Origin of the sequence: Mycobacterium aquaticum, assembly GCF_002086485.1 — a bacterium.
GTDB lineage: Bacteria > Actinomycetota > Actinomycetes > Mycobacteriales > Mycobacteriaceae > Mycobacterium > Mycobacterium aquaticum.
In genome coordinates this window covers 25,226-42,636 of sequence record NZ_MVHF01000017.1, presented here as the reverse complement: position 1 = coordinate 42,636, position 17,411 = coordinate 25,226, and the positions used below count along the sequence as shown (strand labels likewise).

The window sequence follows — 17,411 nt, the reverse complement described above, 5'->3', positions numbered from 1 at the left end:
TCAGTGTGGCGGGGTTTCGCGCACGGTCACCACGTCGATTCGCAGGGGCAATCTCCGTCGGCGCCGGGTGCCTCCACCTGCACCGTGGCGTGTTCCAGACCGCGTGCGGTGAGCACCGCGCGGGCGCCGTCGAGCACTGTCGCCGCGTCGGCGGTGCTGGTCAGGTGCGCGGTGACCATGTCTTTGCCGGGCACGAGCGTCCACACGTGCAGGTCGTGGACGCCGGTGACGCCGGTGACCCCGCCGAGCGCGCTGCGCAGCTCCTCGACGTCGATGTGGCGGGGCGACGACTCGCTCAGGATGCGCAGGGCGGCGCGGGCCAGGGAGATCGCGCGGGGCAGCACCCACAGGGCCACCAGCACCGCGACCACCACGTCGGCGTACGGCCATCCGGTGGTGACCGTGACGATGCCGGCGATCAGCACCCCGATGCTGCCGACGGTGTCGGCCACCACCTCCATGTAGGCGCCCTTGACCGCGAGGCTGGTTTCGGAGTGCGAGCGCAGCATCAGCACCACGACGGCGTTGGCCAGCAGCCCGACGAGCGCGACGACGATCATCGGCACACCGGGGATCTGGGGTGCGTCGCCGAGCCGTTCGAACGCCTCATAGAGGATGAATCCCGCGACGCCGAGCAGCAGTACGGCGTTGGCGACGGCGGTGAACACCTCGGCGCGGTGCCAGCCGTACGTGCGGGCAGGCGATGAGCTGCCCTTGCGGGCCAAAAGCACCGCGGTCAGACCCATGAACATCGCCACCAGGTCGGTCAGCATGTGTCCGGCGTCTGCCAGCAGCGCGATGGAGTTGATGGTCAGTGCGGTGACGAGTTCGACGACGAAGAAGATCGACAGGATGGCGGCAGCCATGACCATCCGGCTGACGCGCGTGTCCATCGAATGACTGTGATCGTGGCCGGCACCCATAGACGCAATATATGCGCATAATCGCATATGTCGCAAGTGTCACGTTCGCCACGGTTCGGCGAGCGTGTCACCTTCGGCGCATTTTCGGAATTGCGCAGCGAGCAGGCCCGTTGTGCCGTTCGAGATGAGTTACGACAACGCCTTCGATGGGTCCGCGCTGGTCCGAGTGGCCGCGCGGTTGTTTGCGTGGCACTACGACCAGCAGCTGGTCGACGGTGCGACCATCGAACCGGGTAGCGCGCTGGCCATGCACGTCGCCCGGCTGACCTCCGACCGGTACCGCCACGAGCTGGCCGAGACACTGGAGCTGGTGGTGCAGCGCGCAGAGGTCGACCCGGTGTTCTACTCGTCGCGGATCCCGACGCATCTGGGCGCGGTGATGTCTGCCGTCGACCAGATCGAGGAGATCCGGTTGCGGTTGAAGGGCCCGCGGCCTGTGCGCGCACATGGTGTCGCCCGTCTGCGGATACTGCTGGCCGACGGCGTGGGTCCGTTCTACATACCGGGCCGTCGCGGTCTCGCCGACGCGTTGCGGGCCGTGCTCGCCGACCTCTAGACCGGCTACATCCAGGCTGACCAGAACCGCGTCAGCTGCCCGCCGATCTGCATCAGGAATCTCGGCACGCCGGACAGTTCGCACGCCCAGTAGACCAGCCCGAAGAACCATCGGTTCAGCGTCGGCGTGATCAGCAGGATCAACAGGATGAAGAAACTCCACTGCTTGGCCGGCTCGAGCGCGCGCTGCGTCTCGGGGCTCAGGTGCGGTTCCAGCGCGTTGTAGCCATCCAGCCCCGGGATCGGCAGCAGGTTCAGCACCAGTGCGGTGACCTGCAGAAAACCCAGGAACGCCAGCCCGGACCAGAACACGCCGTGCGCCGGGTCGTAGAAGAGCCGAGTTGCCGCGAGCAGCAGGATCGCCAGCACCAGGTTGGCCGCCGGCCCCGCCAGGCTGACGATCGTTCGCTGGCGCGCCGTCATCCATGAGGTCCGCACGTACACCGCGCCGCCGGGAAACCCGATGCCGCCGAGCGCGATGAACAACACCGGCAACCCCAGCGACAGCATGGGGTGCGAGTACTTGAGCGGGTTGAGGGTCAGGTAGCCGCGCACCGCGACGTCGTGGTCGCCGAACCGCCACGCCGTGAAGGCGTGCCCGAATTCATGCAGGCACAGCGACACCAACCAGCCCGCCACCACCAGCACGAACACACCCGCGTAGGACAGCGGCCGCACGGTGTCACCGGCCAGCCACGCGGCCACGCCGCCCGCGGCGGTGATGGCGACGACGGCCAGGAAGACCGGGCTCGGGCGCACCGATTGATGCAGTGGGCGGATGTTCACGATTCGACGCTACCGGTTGCTGCGCTGCTCAGCCGACCCTCAGCCAGCCCTCGGTGTGCCGGTAGAACGTCGAACGGCGCACCTTGCGCGGTACCGCCACGCCGTCCCGCGTGACCTGGGCGCCTGTGGTGCCCAGCTGCGCGGCCCGCCCCGTCACCCAGGTACGCGGCCGACCGCGTTCGGTGAGCACCGCCGCCCGCAGCCCCGGCATGGCGAGCGTGGGTTCCACCCGCACACCCGGGACATCGCCGTCGAACAGCAGATGATCGTCGACCACCGCCTCGCCGTGCAGCGGCCCGCCGTCGACGCCCCGCCACTGGGCAGCGGAGACGATGACCGCTCCGGTCTCGTCGCGGATCAGCGGCACGCGGCGGGCCGGGGCACGCAGAGCGCGCCGTGCGGAGAGGTAGCCGGTGGCTCGGGCAACCTCGACATCGAGCCGGTCGGCCCGCAACAACGCGGTCAGCACCGCGGCCAGATCGGCCGCCCCACCTGCGACGATGACCCGGCGCTGGGCGGCGACACCGTCGAGCTCGACGGTCGGCAGGCCGCGCAGCGGGCCCGGCACGGCGGTGCCGAAGACCGCGACACCAGGCGCAACGGGCGTCTGGTTGGGCAAAATGTGTGCTCCTCGCGTGCGCTGGGATAAGGTGACCTACCGGCTGCGCCAGTTCAAGACGCGGAGATAGGCGGGAGATTACGCCATGCCGGCAATCGTGCTCATCGGCGCCCAATGGGGCGACGAGGGCAAAGGTAAAGCCACCGATCTACTCGGTGGCCGGGTGCAATGGGTCGTTCGCTACCAGGGCGGCAACAACGCCGGACACACCGTCGTGTTGCCCACCGGGGAGAACTTCGCCCTGCACCTCATCCCCTCGGGCATCCTCACGCCCGGTGTCACCAACGTCATCGGCAACGGTGTGGTCGTTGACCCCGGTGTGCTGCTGACCGAGCTCAGCGGCCTCGAAGAGCGCGGCGTGGACACCTCGGGGCTGCTGATCTCCGCTGACGCGCATCTGCTGATGCCGTACCACGTCGCCATGGACAAGGTGGTCGAGCGGTACGCGGGCACCAAGAAGATCGGCACCACCGGCCGCGGCATCGGTCCCTGCTACCAGGACAAGATCGCCCGGATCGGCATCCGCGTCTCCGATGTGCTCGACGAGCAGTTGCTCGCCGAAAAGATCGGGGCCGCACTGGAATTCAAGAACCAGGTGCTGGTCAAGATCTACAATCGCAAGGCGTTGGAGCCGGCTGAGGTGGTGGAGAACCTGCTGACGGCGGCCGAAGGGTTCAAGCATCGCATCGCCGATACCCGGCTGTTGCTCAACAAGGCCCTGGAAAGCGGCGAGACCGTGCTGCTCGAAGGATCGCAGGGCACGCTGCTCGACGTCGACCACGGCACCTACCCGTTCGTCACCTCGTCGAACCCGACGGCGGGCGGCGCATCGGTCGGATCCGGCATCGGCCCCACCCGCATCACCACGGTGCTGGGCATCCTCAAGGCCTACACGACCCGTGTCGGTTCAGGACCGTTCCCGACCGAACTGTTCGACGAGCACGGTGCGTACCTGGCCAAGACCGGCGGCGAGGTCGGCGTGACGACGGGGCGTCCGCGGCGCTGCGGCTGGTTCGACGCCGTGATCGCGCGGTACGCCACCCGGGTCAACGGCATCACCGACTACTTCCTGACCAAGCTCGACGTGCTGTCGAGCCTGGAGACCGTGCCGGTCTGCGTCGGGTACACGGTCGACGGCAAGCGCACCGACGAGATGCCGATGACCCAGTCCGACATTCACCGCGCCGAGCCGATCTACGAGGAACTGCCCGGCTGGTGGGAGGACATCTCCGGCGCCCGCGAATTCAGTGACCTGCCCGCCAAGGCGCAGGACTACGTGCTTCGCCTCGAAGAGCTTGCCGGCGCGCATATTTCGTGCATCGGTGTGGGTCCGGGCCGGGACCAGACCATTGTGCGGCGCGACATCCTGGCTCCTTCGTGAGTGAGGAAGCGGCGGACTCCGTTTCGGTTTTCGAACAGCACGGCGGTTTCCCGGTTTTCGAGGCTGCCGATCCGGGACCCGGTTTCGGTCGGTTCGTGACAGCGATGCGCCGTGCGCAAGACCTTGCGGTGTCGGCGAACCCGGACGCTGACGTCTGGGACGCCGCCGCCGACCGCGTCGAGGAACTGGTCAAACTGCTCGCCCCGTACGAGGCGCCCGAGGGCGTCGGCCCGGCCAACCGGGTGCCGTCCCTGCCCGGTGCGGGAAGCCTGCTGATGCCGCCCTGGACCGTCGCCAAGTTCGACGCCGATGGCGTCGAATTGCAGGTGGACTTCAGCCGTTACTACGTGGGCGGCAACTACGCCGTGCACGGCGGGGTGCTGCCGCTGCTGTTCGACTCGGTGTTCGGCATGGTGATCCACGCCGCCGGGCGGCCCATCAGCCGTACCGCGTTCCTGCATGTGGATTATCGCAAGGTGACGCCCATCGACACGACGCTGACCGCGCGCGGCTGGGTCCGGGAAGCCGAGGGGCGCAAGGCCTTCGTCAATGCCGAATTGCGTGACGCGGACGGGAATCTGCTCGCCGAGGCCAACGGCCTCATGGTCAGATTGTTGGCCGGCCAGCCCTGAGCCGTGCGAACATGACGCGGTGGCTCAACAGCATCTGCGTCGGCTCTCCACGCCCCGCGCGGCGGCGCTCGCCGGCGTCCTGTTCGCCCTGCTGTGCGGGACGGCGCTGGTCCTGATCCGCACGGCGCTGCCCGAAGGCGCCGAACCGGGGTCGCAGTGGCTGGTCACCGGCAGCACCAATCTTCAAGTGGCGGCGACGATCATGCCGTTCGCAGGCATCAGCTTCCTGTGGTTCATGGGGGTGATGCGCGATGGCCTCGGGCGCTACGAGGACAAGTTCTTCTCGACCGTGTTCGTCGGCAGCGGCACGCTGTTCTTGGCCATGCTCTTCGTGGCCGCCGGGGTGGGTGCCGGCCTGGAACACAGTGGCGGCGCGATGGATCCGAGTGTGGCGACGTTCGGCCAGTTCGTTCTCCTGACGATCTCGAAGACCTACGCGCTGCGGATGGCCGCGGTCTTCATGATCTCGCTGGCCACCATCTGGCTCAAGACGGGTCTCATGCCGCACTGGCTCGTGATCACCAGCTACGTCCTGGCGGTCGGGCTGCTGGTGGCAGGCGACGTGTCGATGTGGCTGACGTTGGCATTCCCGGCGTGGGTGCTGGTGGTCAGTGTGCTGGTGCTGATCCGGGCCGGCGTGATCGACCTGCCGGGGGAGTCAGCCCACCAGACGTAACGCGCTTGCGGGGCACAGCTTGACGGCTTCGCGGGCATGGTCGAGCTCGGCGTCGGGAACCTCTTCGACCAGTGGCTGCACCACGCCGTCGTCGTCCTGGTCGAAGACCGCCCCGGCGACCATCACGCAGTTGCCCGATGCGATGCACGCGTCCCGGTCCGCTTCAATCCTCATGGCGCTCACCACGTTACCGCCAGCGATCGCAGCCCGTAGATGAAGTGGAAGGAACGGTACTGCACGTCGTCGAACGGTTCGGCGAGGGCCAGGCTGGGAAAGCGCCGCAGCAGCGCGGGGAACGCGATCCGCATCTCCATGCGGGCCAGCGGAGCGCCGAGGCAGTGGTGCACGCCGTGGCCGAAGGCCAGGTGCCCGGGTGCGCCGCGGCGGATGTCGAGGGTGTCTGGGGAGTCGATGAAATCCGGATCCCGGTTGCTCGACGGCAACGATGCGAACACCAGCTCGCCTGCCGGTATCCGCACTCCGGCGATCTCGACGGCGGTGGTGGTGATGCGGGGGATCGCGTTCTGCACGATCGACAACCAGCGCAGTAGTTCCTCGACGGCCGGGCCAACGGCCGCCGGATCGTCGCGTACCGCGGCGAGCTGGTCGGGGTGGCGCAGCAGCGCAAGTACGCCCAGTCCCAACATGTTCGACGTCGTCTCGTGGCCGGCGAGCAGCAGCAGCCCGGCGATGCCGATCAGTTCGTCATCGCTGAGCTCGTCGCCGTGTTGGCGCACCAGCATGCCGAGGATGTCCTCACCCGGATCGCGGCGCGCGCGCTCGACCAGGCGGCGCATGTAGTTGCGGCCCTGGCGCTGCAATTCGAGGCGTTCGGGGATCGGTGCGGACAGATCGAGTTGCCGGGTGGAGCGCTGCTGGAAATCGTCGCGGTCCGCGTAGGGAACGCCGAGCAGTTCGCAGATCACCAGTGACGGTATGGGCAGGGCGAACTCGGCCACCAGATCGGCCGGTGGCCCCGCGGCGGCCATGGCGTCCAGTTGCGTCTCGACGATCTCGACGACCCGTGGCTCCAGCCGGTTCATCCGGCGGATGGTGAACTCCGCGGTGAGCATGCGGCGTAGCCGTTGATGCTCCGGCGGGTCGAGACCCAGCAGGTTGCCTGCCCGGGCGCTGGCCTGCTCGTCGGCGGACATCTCCGGGGCACCCGGCAGCGCGAAGCCCGGTGGCCTGCTGTTGGAGAACCGCTCGTGATCGGCCAGCACCATCTTGACGTCCTCGTGACGAGTGACCAGGTGCACCGACATGCCGAGCGCGTTGACGACGGTGCGCACGCCGTCGGTCTCCCGGACCTCCCGCAGATACGGTGTCGGGTCGAAGGCGTTGCGCCGCATGTGCAGTGGCGGCAGGACCTCGGGCGCAGTCATGAATTCGACGGTACGCCGCCCTCACGTGCGCAGCCCGGGCCACCAGATCCGCGGGCCGATCAACGTGAACAGGGCCGGGACGATCACCGTGCGGACGACGAACGTGTCCAGCAGGATCCCGAGCCCCACGATGATGCCCAGCTGCGTCAAGACGATCAGCGGCAGGACACCGAGGACACAGAACACCGCCGCGAGCACGATGCCTGCGCTGGTGATGACGGCGCCGGTGGCCGACACCGCGCGCACGATGCCCGCTCGGGTGCCGTACTGCGGGGTTTCCTCCCGTGCCCGTGTCACCAGGAAGATCGTGTAGTCGACGCCGAGCGCCACCAGGAAGAGGAACGCGAACAGCGGGGTGCTGTTGTCCAGGGCCGGGAAGCCGAAGATGTGCACGCTGGTCCAGCCGCCGAGCCCGATGGCGGCCAACGCGCTGAGCACCGTGACGGCGACCAGCACCAGCGGCGCGAGCGCCGAGCGCAGCAGGATATAGAGCACGGCGAGCACCACGGCCAGGATCGCGGGGATCACCACGAGCCGGTCCCGGTGCGCGGCCGCGGCGGCGTCCCTGGCCTGCGCGTCCGAACCGCCCACCACCGCGGTGTCGTCCACCGCGTGCACCGAGTTGCGCAGCGCATCAACGGTTTTGAAGGCGTCGTCCGACGCGGGGGCGGCCCGCAGGACCACCGACCACTGGCTCAGCCCGCTGGGTGACTCCCCGGCCGGGCCGACGCTCACCGTACCCGGCGTTTCGATGATGGCGCGTTGTACGGCGTCGGCCTTGGTGGTCGCGGCGATGACCCGGGTCGGGTCGGTGAGGCCGCTGGGAAAGTGGGCGGCCAGTGTCTCGTACCCGGTGACCGATTCCGCCTGGACCCGGAACTGCTCGGTCTGTGACAACCCGATCGGTGTGCCCAGCAGCCCGATGCACAACACGGCCAACCCCGCGGTGGCCACCACGACGACCTGGCCGGGCCGCTTGGCCACCGCGTCGGCTATCCGGTGCCAGATACCGCTTTCGGTAACGGCTTTCGTGCCGGGCTTCGGGATGAATGGCCAGAACAGCCTGGTGCCGCACAACGCCAACAGGGGCGGCAGCACCACGAGCACGAAGATCGCGGCGACCACCAGACCCGCGGCGGCCTGGACGCCCAGGCTGCGGTTACTGGGTGCCGACGCGAGCAGCAGGGTGAGCAGCGCCAGCACCACCGTGGCGTTGCTGGCCATGATCGCGGGGCTCGCGGCCCGGGCGGCCACCCGCAGTGCCTCACGGTGGTCGGTGTGCGTGTTGAGCTCTTCGCGGTACCGCGAAATCAGCAGCAGCGCATAGTTGGTGCCTGCGCCGAACACCAGCACGCTGGTGATCCCACCAGTCGACCCGTCGGGGTGCAGGCCCAGCCCGGACGCGACGGCGGTGCCGAGCACGCCACCGACTCGGTCGGCGAATGCGATCACCAGCAGCGGGACCAGCCACAGCACCGGTGAGCGGTAGGTGACGATGAGCAGCAGCGCCACCACCGTGGCGGTCACGGCGAGCAGCGTGATATTCGCTCCGGCAAAGGAATTCGCGATGTCGGCGCCGAAGGCCGGTCCGCCGGTGACCTGTGCCTGCAGCTCCGCGGGCAAGCCCGAACCGGCCTTGTCGCGCAGCTCGCGCACGGCGTCGTTGAGAGCAAAGCCCGACAGGCCCGCGTCCAACGGGACCGTCGCCACGGCCGCTTTGCCATCGTCGGAGACAAGCACGGGCGGGCCGGGCGCATCCGTCATGCGTTGGCGCGCAACGGCTGTCGCGTCGATGTCGTCGGCGCTGAGCTCGGCTCCGTCGGTGCGCGTGACCACGAGGATCGCGGGAACCTCACCGCCGCCGGGGAATTGGGCACGCAGCGCGTCGGTCCGCGCGGATTCGGCGTTGGCGGGAACGGCGACCGGGGACTGTGACGCCGACTGGTCCCCGCTGAGCAGGCCCAGCAGCGCGCCGGAGAGCAGCACGACCAGCACCGCAAGCCAGGACAGTCGGCTAATCACGGTTCAGCGTCGCTTCTTCCAGGTCCAGCCCACGCAGTACGGTGCGGAGCACCTCGTCGTCGATGTGTCCGGCATCACGCTCGGCGATGAACGTCTTGCGTTCGGCGGCAAGCATTTCCAGTCGCAACCGGCGGAACGCCGAGGTGGGGCTCTCACCGATGTCGGCGTCGTCGCGGCCCAGCCGTTCCCAGGCGGCGTTGCGGCGCCGGGTGTTCCACGCCCGCAGGATCTCGGCGGCGCGTTCCGGCACGTCGGTGCCGGCGTGCTGCTCGGCCAGCAGTTCGTCGAGCCGGTCGGCGGCGGCCCTGGCCGCGCGGTCCTGTGCGGCCGCGGTGGCGATCGCGTCGGCTTGCTCCTCGTTGCCCTGTACCCCGAGCACTTTGATGAACCACGGCAGCGTCAGACCGTGCAGCAGTAGCGTTCCGACCACCACGACGAAGGTGAGGAACACCAGCTGTGGCCGGCCCGGGAAGGGCGCTCCTGACAACGTCGTGGCGGGCACACCGAACGCCGCGGCCAGCGAGACCACACCGCGCATGCCGGCCCAGGCCAGGATGAACACCTGTCCCGGCGTCGGCGCAGGCTCACGGGCCCGCAGCTTCTTCGACAGCAGCCGCGGCAGATAGGCGAAGCAGTACACCCAGATGATGCGTACCACGATCACCGCGGTGAGCACTGCCGCCGAGGAGATCGCCAAAGCGGCCGCCGAGATGCCGGTGAGCTCGCCGATCACCTTGGGCAGCTGCAGCCCGATCAGAAAGAACGCGAACGACTCAAGCACCAGTTGCAGCGCCTTCCACACCGCGGTGTCCTGCAGCCGGGTCGCGTAGCCGGCGTCGGTCTCACGCTGTCCCAGCAGCAGGGCCGCGACCACCACCGCGATCACGCCGGAACCGTGCACCTCCTCGGCGACGAGGTAGATCGTGAACGGCGCCACGAGCCCGATCGCGCTTTCCACCAGCGGATCGTCCAGCCGCGTGCGGATGAAGTGCACCACCATGCCCAGGGTTACGCCCACCACGATGCCGCCGACCGCAGCCATGGCGAAGGTGCTCAGGCCGCGCTGCCAGGTGGCGGCCGCACCTATCGCGGCTGCCAAAGCGACCTTGTAAGCGGTCAGCGCGGTCGCATCGTTGAGCAGGCTCTCCCCGCCGAGCAGCGTCATGATGCGGCGCGGCAACCCGAGCCTGCGACCGATGGCGGTCGCCGACACGGCGTCGGGCGGTGCGACGATCGCGCCGAGGGTGAGTGCGGCGGGGATGGTCAGCTCGGGCACGGTGTGGAACGCCACGATCCCCACGACCAGCGTCGTCGCCAGCGGCAGCCCGACCGCCAGCAGCCCGATGGTCCGGATGTGCTTGCGCATTGCCAGATAGCTGCTCTCCAGCCCGGCAGACCACAGCAGCGGCGGCAGGATGACGTACAACACCAGCTCAGGGTCGAGGTGGACGTCGTGGAGCACGGGGATCGCGCTGGCGGCCAGCCCGGCCACCACGAGCGCCAGCGGCGCCGAAACGTCGCAGCGGCGGGCCACGGCGGCCAGCAGCACCGAGACCACGAGAGCTGCCAAGAGTGAGACACCCACGTCGTCGATCCTCCTTCGCGTCCGGTCCTATCCTTGATCAACATGTTGAGGAGATCACGCCGGCGGGAGCCGACCGCGGTGCCCAGGACCTGTGAGCACCTCGCCGCCGTCGTGGATGAACCCAAACCGATCACACCCGGGCGGTGTCAGGAGTGCGCGGAGGACGGCGAGAACAGCTGGGCCCATCTGCGGATGTGCATGACATGTGGGCACGTCGGCTGCTGTGACTCCAGCCCGCACCAGCACGCCACCGCACACTTCAAGCAGAGCGGTCATGCCGTCATGCGGTCGGCCGAACCGGGCGAGAGCTGGCGTTGGTGCTACATCGACCATCGCGTCGGATGACGATCTGGCAGTCTTGGTGGCGCGATGAGTGACTCGATTGACGCAGCCCTCGAAGAGGCCGGCGAGAAGACCGAAGAAGCCGCATCGGCGCAGGAATCGTCTGCGTCGGAGGCGGTGCAGCCCGAGACCCCGCCGGAGGCGGAGCCGACGGCAGAGGCCGAGCCCGATGCCGCGCAGGCCGAGCCCGACGCCGCGCAGGCCGAACCGGAGCCGGTGCCGTTGCCGGAGGAACCGGCGCCGCCCGCGCCACGGCGGACCACCGCGCTCATGCTGGGCGCCGGTGAATCCAGCCGTGAGCTGGCGCTGGCGTTCGAGCGGCTGGGCGTTGCCGTCGTCGCGGTGGACCGCGGGGACGACACCGAGGAACTCGCCGCGCTGATCGAACGTGAGCGTCCGCACTACGTGGTGACCGAGTCCGGCGCAGTCGCGGCAGACGCCTTGATCGCGGTGGCCGAGCAAGGCGACACCGAGGTGCTGCCGACACCGCGCAGCATCCGGCTCAGCCAGGACCGGGAGGGGCTGCGCCGGTTGGCTTCCGACGAGCTGGGGTTGCCGACCGTCCCGTTCTGGTTTGCCGGGTCGGTCGACGAGCTGACGGCCGTCGCGGAACACGCCGGATATCCGTTGCTGGTCAAGCCCGTCGCGGGTTCGCTGGACGACGGCCAGTCGGTGTTGCTGCGTCCCGATGACATCGAGCCGGCCTGGGAGCGGGCGACCTCTGCGGGCGGAGTCATGCGGGTGCTCGCCGAATCGGTGGTCGAGGTCGAACACGCGATCACCCTGCTCGTCATCCGCACCACCGGTCCCGCCGGTCCTGCTGTGCACTTCTGTGAGCCGATCGGCCACCGCGACGACGACGCTGACGTGTTGGAGGCGTGGCAGCCGCAGCGGCTCACGCCTGCGGCGATGGACGGCGCGAAATCCATCGCTGCGCGCATCGTCAACTCGCTGGGCGGGCGCGGCGTCTTCGCCGTCGAGTTGCTGGTGCAGGGTGACGACGTGTACTTCGCCGATGTCCGCGTCGGCCCGGGGGACAGCGGCCTGGTCACGGTGCGTTCGCAGCGGCTGTCCCAGTTCGAGCTGCACGCCAGGGCCATCCTCGGCCTTGCGGTCGACACCATCATGATTTCGCCTGCCGCCGCCGAGGTCAGCTACGGCAAGCCCGAATCCGTCGACGCGAACATTGTCACCGCGGTGCTCGCCGACGCGTTGGCCACCTCGGAGAGCGACGTGCGGCTGTTCGGCCGTGGCGACGAGTCCGACGGCAGGCAGCGGCTCGGGATTGCCCTGGCCACGGCACCGGATGTGATCGTTGCGCGCGACCGGGCCCGTCGGGTGGGTACCGCCCTGCGCAAGCTCTTCGCGTGATGGCCGACGAGCCGGTCGACCGGCCGACCATGGCGCCGTTTCTGGGAGCGTTGGCCATCATTGTGCTCGTCGTGATCGCCATTGCGGTGGCCAACGTGTTCTCCAGCGGGGACGGGCTGTCCGAGGAGCAGCGGGTGGGTCGCGCCGCAGTCGGGCAGAACGATGCCATGCAGCGGGAGAACTGGAACTCGTTCGGCGACTACACCTGTCGTGACCAACGCGGCACCGAGGCTGATTTCCTTGCCCGACAGCGCGATTCGGTCGCCAAGCACGGCGCCCGGTTCGTCGACGACGTGACGGGTGTGCGGATCGACGGTGACCGGGCCACCGGCACCGTGGTCTATCACTTCGACAAGGCACCCGACACCAAGCTCGACACCGAGACGACGTTCGTGCGTGAGGACGGCGCATGGCGAGTCTGCGGTGGTGTGAAAGACTCACGGCCGTGAGCTATGCAGGGGACATCACGCCGCAGCAGGCTTGGAAACTGCTGAGCGAGGACCCTCGCGCCGTGCTGGTGGATTGCCGTACCGACGCCGAGTGGCGCTTCGTCGGCGTTCCCGATCTGAGCCAGCTCGGCCGCGATGTGGTCTACATCGAGTGGAACCGCATCGACGGCAGCCACAACGATGCGTTCGTCGACGATCTCCGGAGCAAGGTCGACGCCGGTGACCGCCCGGTGGTCTTCCTGTGTCGATCCGGAAACCGCTCGATCGGTGCCGCCGAGGCTGCGACCGCTGCGGGCTTCAGCCCGTCCTACAACGTGCTCGACGGCTTCGAGGGCAACCTCGACGAGAACCGCCACCGCGGCAGCACTGGCTGGAAGGCCGTGGGTTTGCCCTGGAAGCAGAGTTGAGGACGGCATGACTGATAACGCGCCGCGCACGCGAGGAGCAGAGACGGCATCTGTGCGGATCCCCGCACCGCTGCCCGACGGCGTCAGCCAGGCCACCATCGGGGTGCGTGGTGGCCTGCTCCGGTCGCAGTTCGAGGAGACCGCCGAGGGCCTGTTCCTCACCTCGGGTTACGTCTACGAGAATGCGGCGGCCGCCGAAAAGGCCTTCACCGGTGAGATCGACCGGTTCGTGTACTCCCGCTACGGCAACCCGACCATCTCGATGTTCGAGGAGCGGCTGCGGCTGATCGAGGACGCTCCGGCGTGCTTCGCCACCGCCACCGGGATGGCCGCGGTGTTCACCGCACTGGGCGCGTTGCTCGCCGCAGGCGATCGCCTGGTGGCCGCCCGCAGCCTGTTCGGTTCGTGCTTCGTGGTGTGTAACGAGATCCTGCCGCGCTGGGGCGTGGAGGCGGTGTTCGTCGACGGTGACGACCTCTCCCAGTGGGAGCAGGCCCTGTCGGTGCCGACGCAGGCGGTGTTCTTCGAGACGCCGTCAAACCCCATGCAGTCGCTGGTCGACATCGCCGCGGTGTCCGAACTGGCCCACGCCGCCGGCGCAAAGGTGGTGCTGGACAACGTTTTTGCCACCCCGCTGCTGCAGCAGGGCATACCGCTGGGTGCCGACGTCGTGGTGTACTCGGGCACCAAGCACATCGACGGTCAGGGCCGTGTGCTCGGTGGAGCCATTCTCGGCGACAAGGAGTACATCGACGGCCCGGTGCAGAAGCTCATGCGCCACACGGGCCCGGCGATCAGTGCGTTCAACGCCTGGACGTTGCTCAAAGGCCTTGAGACCATGGCTGTTCGGGTCGACTACTCCAACCGGTCGGCGCTGCAGGTGGCCGAGTTCCTGGAGGGCAAGCCGGGGGTGAACTGGGTGAAATACCCGTTCCTGCAGTCACATCCGCAGTACGACCTGGCCAAGCGGCAGATGCGCGGCGGCGGCACCGTGGTCACCTTCGAGCTCGATGGCGGCAAGGACCGGGCCTTCGAGGTGCTCGACAAGCTCCGCGTCATCGACATCTCCAACAACCTCGGCGACGCCAAAACCCTCATCACCCACCCCGCCACCACCACTCACCGTGCCATGGGGCCGGAGGGGCGCGCGGCGATCGGGCTCGGCGACGGCGTGGTGCGCATCTCGGTCGGTCTTGAAGGCACCGAAGACCTGATCGCCGACCTCGACCAGGCCCTGGGCTGAGGCGTGTCGCGGGCGTCGGACGGTAAGAAGGCTCGTCGCAAGAAGCGGCAGGCGACCCAGAATTCGCGCTGGGTTCCGCAGGAGGTGGTCGAGCAGCTGTCGGCCATCCAGGATGCCGTCGTGGCGGATCTGGCCGAGTTCGATGAGCGAATCACCGAGCGCGGCTGGACTTTTGACGAGGAAACCTCCAGCGACGAGGTCGCGGCGTGGTTCTACGAACCGTCCGGTGCCGAGGTCGACGACGGCCTGCCGGTGACGTCGCTGTGGCTCGACGCGGCCGAGGACGGCGCGATCGTGCGCGTGGTGTTCGTCGGCAGCACCGACAGTCACGAGTTCGGGCATGACGCGTTCGTCGAGCACCTCGATGCCATCGAGGCCTACCGCGCCGGCGATCCGGTCCCGCAGTTCTAAGCCGAGCAGTCACAGAATCGCACGTTTTCACGCAAGAACGTGCGATTCTGCGGCTGCTCGGCACAGTTGTCCGGCCGGATAGCCTTGCCGCATGACCGACGTCACCCTGCGTCAGCTGCGGTACTTCGCGGTGCTGGGTGAAGAGCTGAACTACCGGCGCGCGGCCGAGCGGCTGTTCATCACACAGCCCGCGTTGTCGACGGCCATCAAGCAGCTGGAGCAGGCGTTCGGGGTGGTGCTGCTCAACCGCAACACCCGTGAGGTCGCGTTGACCGATCTCGGTGCGGCCTGGTTGCCGCAGGTACAGCAAGCCCTGGCCGGTGTCGACGCGGTGGTGGACAACCTCGTCACGCTCTCGGGTACCCGGCAGGGCCGGCTGCGGCTCGGGTATCTGATCGGCACCGGTGCGGATCTGTTGTTCCGCATCGTGCGGCATTTCGAGGCGGCCTTCCCTGACGTCAAGGTCGAGCCGACCGAATTCGACTTCGCCGACCCGACTGCCGGGCTGGCCGACGGCACCACCGAGGTCGCGATCATCCGCCCGCCGGTGGATCTGCCCGAGCACCGCATGCTGATCCTGGACTCGGAGGACTGGGTGGCCTGCCTGCCCCGCGATCATCGGCTGGCCGGCCGACACGAGGTCCAGATCGCCGAACTGCTCGACGATCCCATCGTCTGCGCGCCACTGACCGCGGGGATCTGGCGTGACTACTGGCTGGCGATGGACGCGCGCGGCAACCGGCCGCCGACGATCGCCGCCGTCGCGGCGACCTACGAGGCGGAGACGACGTCGATTGCGCGCGGCCTGGGTATCAGCTTCACGTCGTCGTCGGTGGCGCGATTCTACGACCGGCCGGGCATCGTCTACGTGCCGATAGCGGACCGGCCGCCGAGCCTGACCGCGCTCGCGTGGCGGCCCTCCACCCTGTCGCCGCAGGCCGATGCTCTGGTGCGGTATGTCGAGGCGAATTGGAACTCGGAGACGTCGCGAGACTGATAAACGCAGTTGATCGGTAGATCAAAACAAAGAACTTCCGGTGTCGGCCAGATGGCGATTTCCTGTTCTCAGGTGTTTCCCCCTACGCCCCCACCTGGAGTGATCATGACCGACGCGCTCGCACCACCCACTCATTCATCCGGACCCGACCCGGTGACTTCCGAGGATGCCAAGCTCGCCGAATTCGGCTACACCCAGAAGTTGGACCGGTCGGTCGGCAGGCTGGCATCCTTCGCGCTCGGCTTCGCCACCATCAGTGCCACGACGGCTGTGTTCACCGGCTTCGGTGCCGGCTACTTCACGGCGGGCGGACCGTTTGTCTGGACCCTGCTGCTGGCCGCGGCCGTATTCCTGATCTGGACCTTCATCGCCGCCGATCTGACCGCCAAGCTCCCGCTCGCCGGGTACGCCTACCAGTGGACCAGCCGGATGCACGGGTCGATGCTGGCCTGGTTCACCGGTGTGCTGGCGCTGGCCGGCTGGGTGTGCGGTATGACCGGTGTCGGCTTCATCCTGTCCGGTTATCTCGGCAGCCTGTTCGGCTGGAACATGAGCCAGACCGCGCAGATTCTGGTGGCCATCGGTGTCATGGCGGTCTGCATGCTGGTCAACCTCTACGGCGTGCGCTTCGCCACGATGGTCAACAACATCGGCGTGAGCCTGGAGTTGGTCATCACCGTGGGTGCCACCCTGCTGGTCGCCGTCGTCGCCTTCTCGTCGCCGGAGAACCATCAGCCGCTCTCGGTGCTGTTCACCGGTGGCTCGTCGGGCGATCACAGCGCCTATGTCCTGGCGTGGCTGGCCGCCTCGTTGGGGCCGTTCTTCGGACTGATCGGCGTCGAGGCCAGCGCGGACATCGCCGAGGAGACCGTCAACGCGCGAAAGGTCATCCCGCGCACCATGTTCTACGCGCTCACCGCATCGATCGTGATCGAATTCGGGATGTACGTGGTCTACGTGCTGGCGATCAAGGACGCCGGGGCGGTGGAAGCGGCCTCGGCCGCCCCGATCGAGGCGATCATCACCCAGCAGGTCGGGCCCGTCGTCACCAAGGTCGTCGTCGCGGTCGCCCTGACCAACGTGATGGCCTGCATCCTGGCCAACATCCTCGTTGCCACCCGGCTGACCTACTCGATGGCCCGGGACAACATGCTTCCGTGCTCGCACGTGTGGCGTCACGTGTCGTCGTCGAACCGCACACCCACCTACGCCGTCCTTGGCCTCTTCGGGCTGTCCACAGTGCTGTTGCTGTCGGCGCTCGTCAGCGAGAAGGCCTTTTTCCTCATCATCGGCCTGTCCTCGCTGGCGGTGTGCGCGATGTACCTGCTGCAGACGGTGGCGGTGCTGATCGCCCACCGCCGCGGCACCATCCCGGCTGCCGCGCCGGGCACCTTCGACCTGGGCCGCGCACGCGTCCCCGTGGCCATCCTGGCCCTGATCGCCTTCGCCGCGGTGTGTGCCGCACTGATCGTCCTGCCGCAGTTCGCGGGCAACGGATACGTCTTCGCAGGCCTGCTCGTGCTGGCCGGCCTGTGGGCAGGCACCGGACTGCGCAGGCGCCTGCAGACCGGCGAGGCCGGACCGGACTATGCCAAGACCCACCCCTGAGCCACGCTCCACCCCCCTG

General features: G+C 68.3%; 19 protein-coding genes. 12 read left to right on the top strand and 7 right to left on the bottom strand.

All coding sequences use genetic code 11. The features are described from left to right. Positions 1 to 26: 26 nt before the first annotated feature. Positions 27 to 923 carry a cation diffusion facilitator family transporter gene (locus BST13_RS17675; protein ID WP_083165329.1) on the bottom strand — a complete coding sequence of 299 codons (897 nt, stop codon included), beginning with the start codon at positions 921 to 923 and terminating at the stop codon, positions 27 to 29. Between the two features lie 112 nt (positions 924 to 1,035). On the opposite strand from BST13_RS17675, the gene BST13_RS17670 reads away from it, so the two are divergent. Beyond that, on the top strand, positions 1,036 to 1,479 hold the full coding sequence (locus BST13_RS17670; protein WP_245839706.1) for a hypothetical protein: 444 nt from the start codon (positions 1,036 to 1,038) through the stop codon (positions 1,477 to 1,479). Positions 1,480 to 1,484: 5 nt separating this feature from the next. Here BST13_RS17670 and BST13_RS17665 read toward each other — a convergent pair whose 3' ends face one another. Further along, on the bottom strand, positions 1,485 to 2,264 hold the full coding sequence (locus BST13_RS17665; RefSeq protein ID WP_083165328.1) for a site-2 protease family protein: 780 nt from the start codon (positions 2,262 to 2,264) through the stop codon (positions 1,485 to 1,487). Between the two features lie 28 nt (positions 2,265 to 2,292). Then, complete coding sequence (locus BST13_RS17660; RefSeq protein ID WP_083165327.1) at positions 2,293 to 2,883, bottom strand: hypothetical protein; 591 nt, start codon at positions 2,881 to 2,883, stop codon at positions 2,293 to 2,295. 85 nt (positions 2,884 to 2,968) lie between these two features. On the opposite strand from BST13_RS17660, the gene BST13_RS17655 reads away from it, so the two are divergent. Genes BST13_RS17655 through BST13_RS17645 form a run of 3 tightly spaced genes read left to right on the top strand, consistent with a single transcriptional unit; the run spans position 2,969 to position 5,572 of the window. Continuing rightward, positions 2,969 to 4,264: an adenylosuccinate synthase gene (locus BST13_RS17655; RefSeq protein WP_083165326.1), complete on the top strand. Its 1,296-nt coding sequence runs from the start codon at positions 2,969 to 2,971 to the stop codon at positions 4,262 to 4,264. Next, positions 4,261 to 4,896 (top strand): PaaI family thioesterase, encoded by a 636-nt coding sequence (locus BST13_RS17650; RefSeq protein ID WP_083165325.1) that lies wholly within the window; start codon positions 4,261 to 4,263, stop codon positions 4,894 to 4,896. The genes BST13_RS17655 and BST13_RS17650 overlap by 4 nt, the downstream gene beginning before the upstream one ends. Positions 4,897 to 4,915: 19 nt before the next feature. Continuing rightward, positions 4,916 to 5,572, top strand: coding sequence for a hypothetical protein (locus BST13_RS17645; protein WP_083165324.1), 657 nt, complete (start codon positions 4,916 to 4,918; stop codon positions 5,570 to 5,572). On the opposite strand, the gene BST13_RS17640 is transcribed toward BST13_RS17645, so the two are convergent. Genes BST13_RS17640 through BST13_RS17625 form a run of 4 tightly spaced genes read right to left on the bottom strand, consistent with a single transcriptional unit; the run spans position 5,555 to position 10,564 of the window. After that, entirely contained in the window at positions 5,555 to 5,746 is a 192-nt protein-coding gene (locus tag BST13_RS17640; protein WP_083165323.1) for a ferredoxin, read from the bottom strand. The two genes, BST13_RS17645 and BST13_RS17640, sit on opposite strands and share 18 nt — an antisense overlap. A 5-nt stretch (positions 5,747 to 5,751) precedes the next feature. Beyond that, positions 5,752 to 6,957: a cytochrome P450 gene (locus tag BST13_RS17635; protein WP_083165322.1), complete on the bottom strand. Its 1,206-nt coding sequence runs from the start codon at positions 6,955 to 6,957 to the stop codon at positions 5,752 to 5,754. A 21-nt stretch (positions 6,958 to 6,978) separates the two neighbouring features. Beyond that, entirely contained in the window at positions 6,979 to 8,979 is a 2,001-nt protein-coding gene (locus BST13_RS17630; RefSeq protein WP_170064299.1) for an MMPL family transporter, read from the bottom strand. Continuing rightward, positions 8,972 to 10,564, bottom strand: a complete 1,593-nt coding sequence (locus tag BST13_RS17625; protein WP_083165321.1) for a Na+/H+ antiporter — start codon at positions 10,562 to 10,564, stop codon at positions 8,972 to 8,974. Before BST13_RS17625 ends, BST13_RS17630 begins: the two co-directional genes overlap by 8 nt. Before the next feature lie 42 nt (positions 10,565 to 10,606). Here BST13_RS17625 and BST13_RS17620 point away from each other — a divergent pair, with 42 nt between their 5' ends. The 8 genes from BST13_RS17620 to BST13_RS17585 all read left to right on the top strand — a co-directional run bounded on the left by BST13_RS17620 (position 10,607) and on the right by BST13_RS17585 (position 17,392). Further along, positions 10,607 to 10,909, top strand: a complete 303-nt coding sequence (locus tag BST13_RS17620; RefSeq protein WP_083165320.1) for a UBP-type zinc finger domain-containing protein — start codon at positions 10,607 to 10,609, stop codon at positions 10,907 to 10,909. 24 nt (positions 10,910 to 10,933) lie between these two features. Continuing rightward, positions 10,934 to 12,277: a formate-dependent phosphoribosylglycinamide formyltransferase gene (gene purT / locus BST13_RS17615; protein ID WP_083165319.1), complete on the top strand. Its 1,344-nt coding sequence runs from the start codon at positions 10,934 to 10,936 to the stop codon at positions 12,275 to 12,277. Further along, on the top strand, positions 12,277 to 12,726 hold the full coding sequence (locus BST13_RS17610; RefSeq protein WP_083165318.1) for an Rv0361 family membrane protein: 450 nt from the start codon (positions 12,277 to 12,279) through the stop codon (positions 12,724 to 12,726). Before purT ends, BST13_RS17610 begins: the two co-directional genes overlap by 1 nt. Continuing rightward, on the top strand, positions 12,723 to 13,133 hold the full coding sequence (locus BST13_RS17605; protein WP_083165317.1) for a rhodanese-like domain-containing protein: 411 nt from the start codon (positions 12,723 to 12,725) through the stop codon (positions 13,131 to 13,133). The genes BST13_RS17610 and BST13_RS17605 overlap by 4 nt, the downstream gene beginning before the upstream one ends. Before the next feature lie 7 nt (positions 13,134 to 13,140). After that, on the top strand, positions 13,141 to 14,376 hold the full coding sequence (locus BST13_RS17600; protein ID WP_083165316.1) for an O-succinylhomoserine sulfhydrylase: 1,236 nt from the start codon (positions 13,141 to 13,143) through the stop codon (positions 14,374 to 14,376). 3 nt (positions 14,377 to 14,379) lie between these two features. Next, positions 14,380 to 14,787 carry a hypothetical protein gene (locus BST13_RS17595; RefSeq protein ID WP_083165315.1) on the top strand — a complete coding sequence of 136 codons (408 nt, stop codon included), beginning with the start codon at positions 14,380 to 14,382 and terminating at the stop codon, positions 14,785 to 14,787. Between the two features lie 91 nt (positions 14,788 to 14,878). Next, complete coding sequence (locus BST13_RS17590) at positions 14,879 to 15,784, top strand: LysR family transcriptional regulator (RefSeq protein ID WP_083165314.1); 906 nt, start codon at positions 14,879 to 14,881, stop codon at positions 15,782 to 15,784. 105 nt (positions 15,785 to 15,889) lie between these two features. After that, positions 15,890 to 17,392, top strand: coding sequence for an APC family permease (locus BST13_RS17585; protein ID WP_083165406.1), 1,503 nt, complete (start codon positions 15,890 to 15,892; stop codon positions 17,390 to 17,392). Positions 17,393 to 17,411 lie beyond the last annotated feature (19 nt).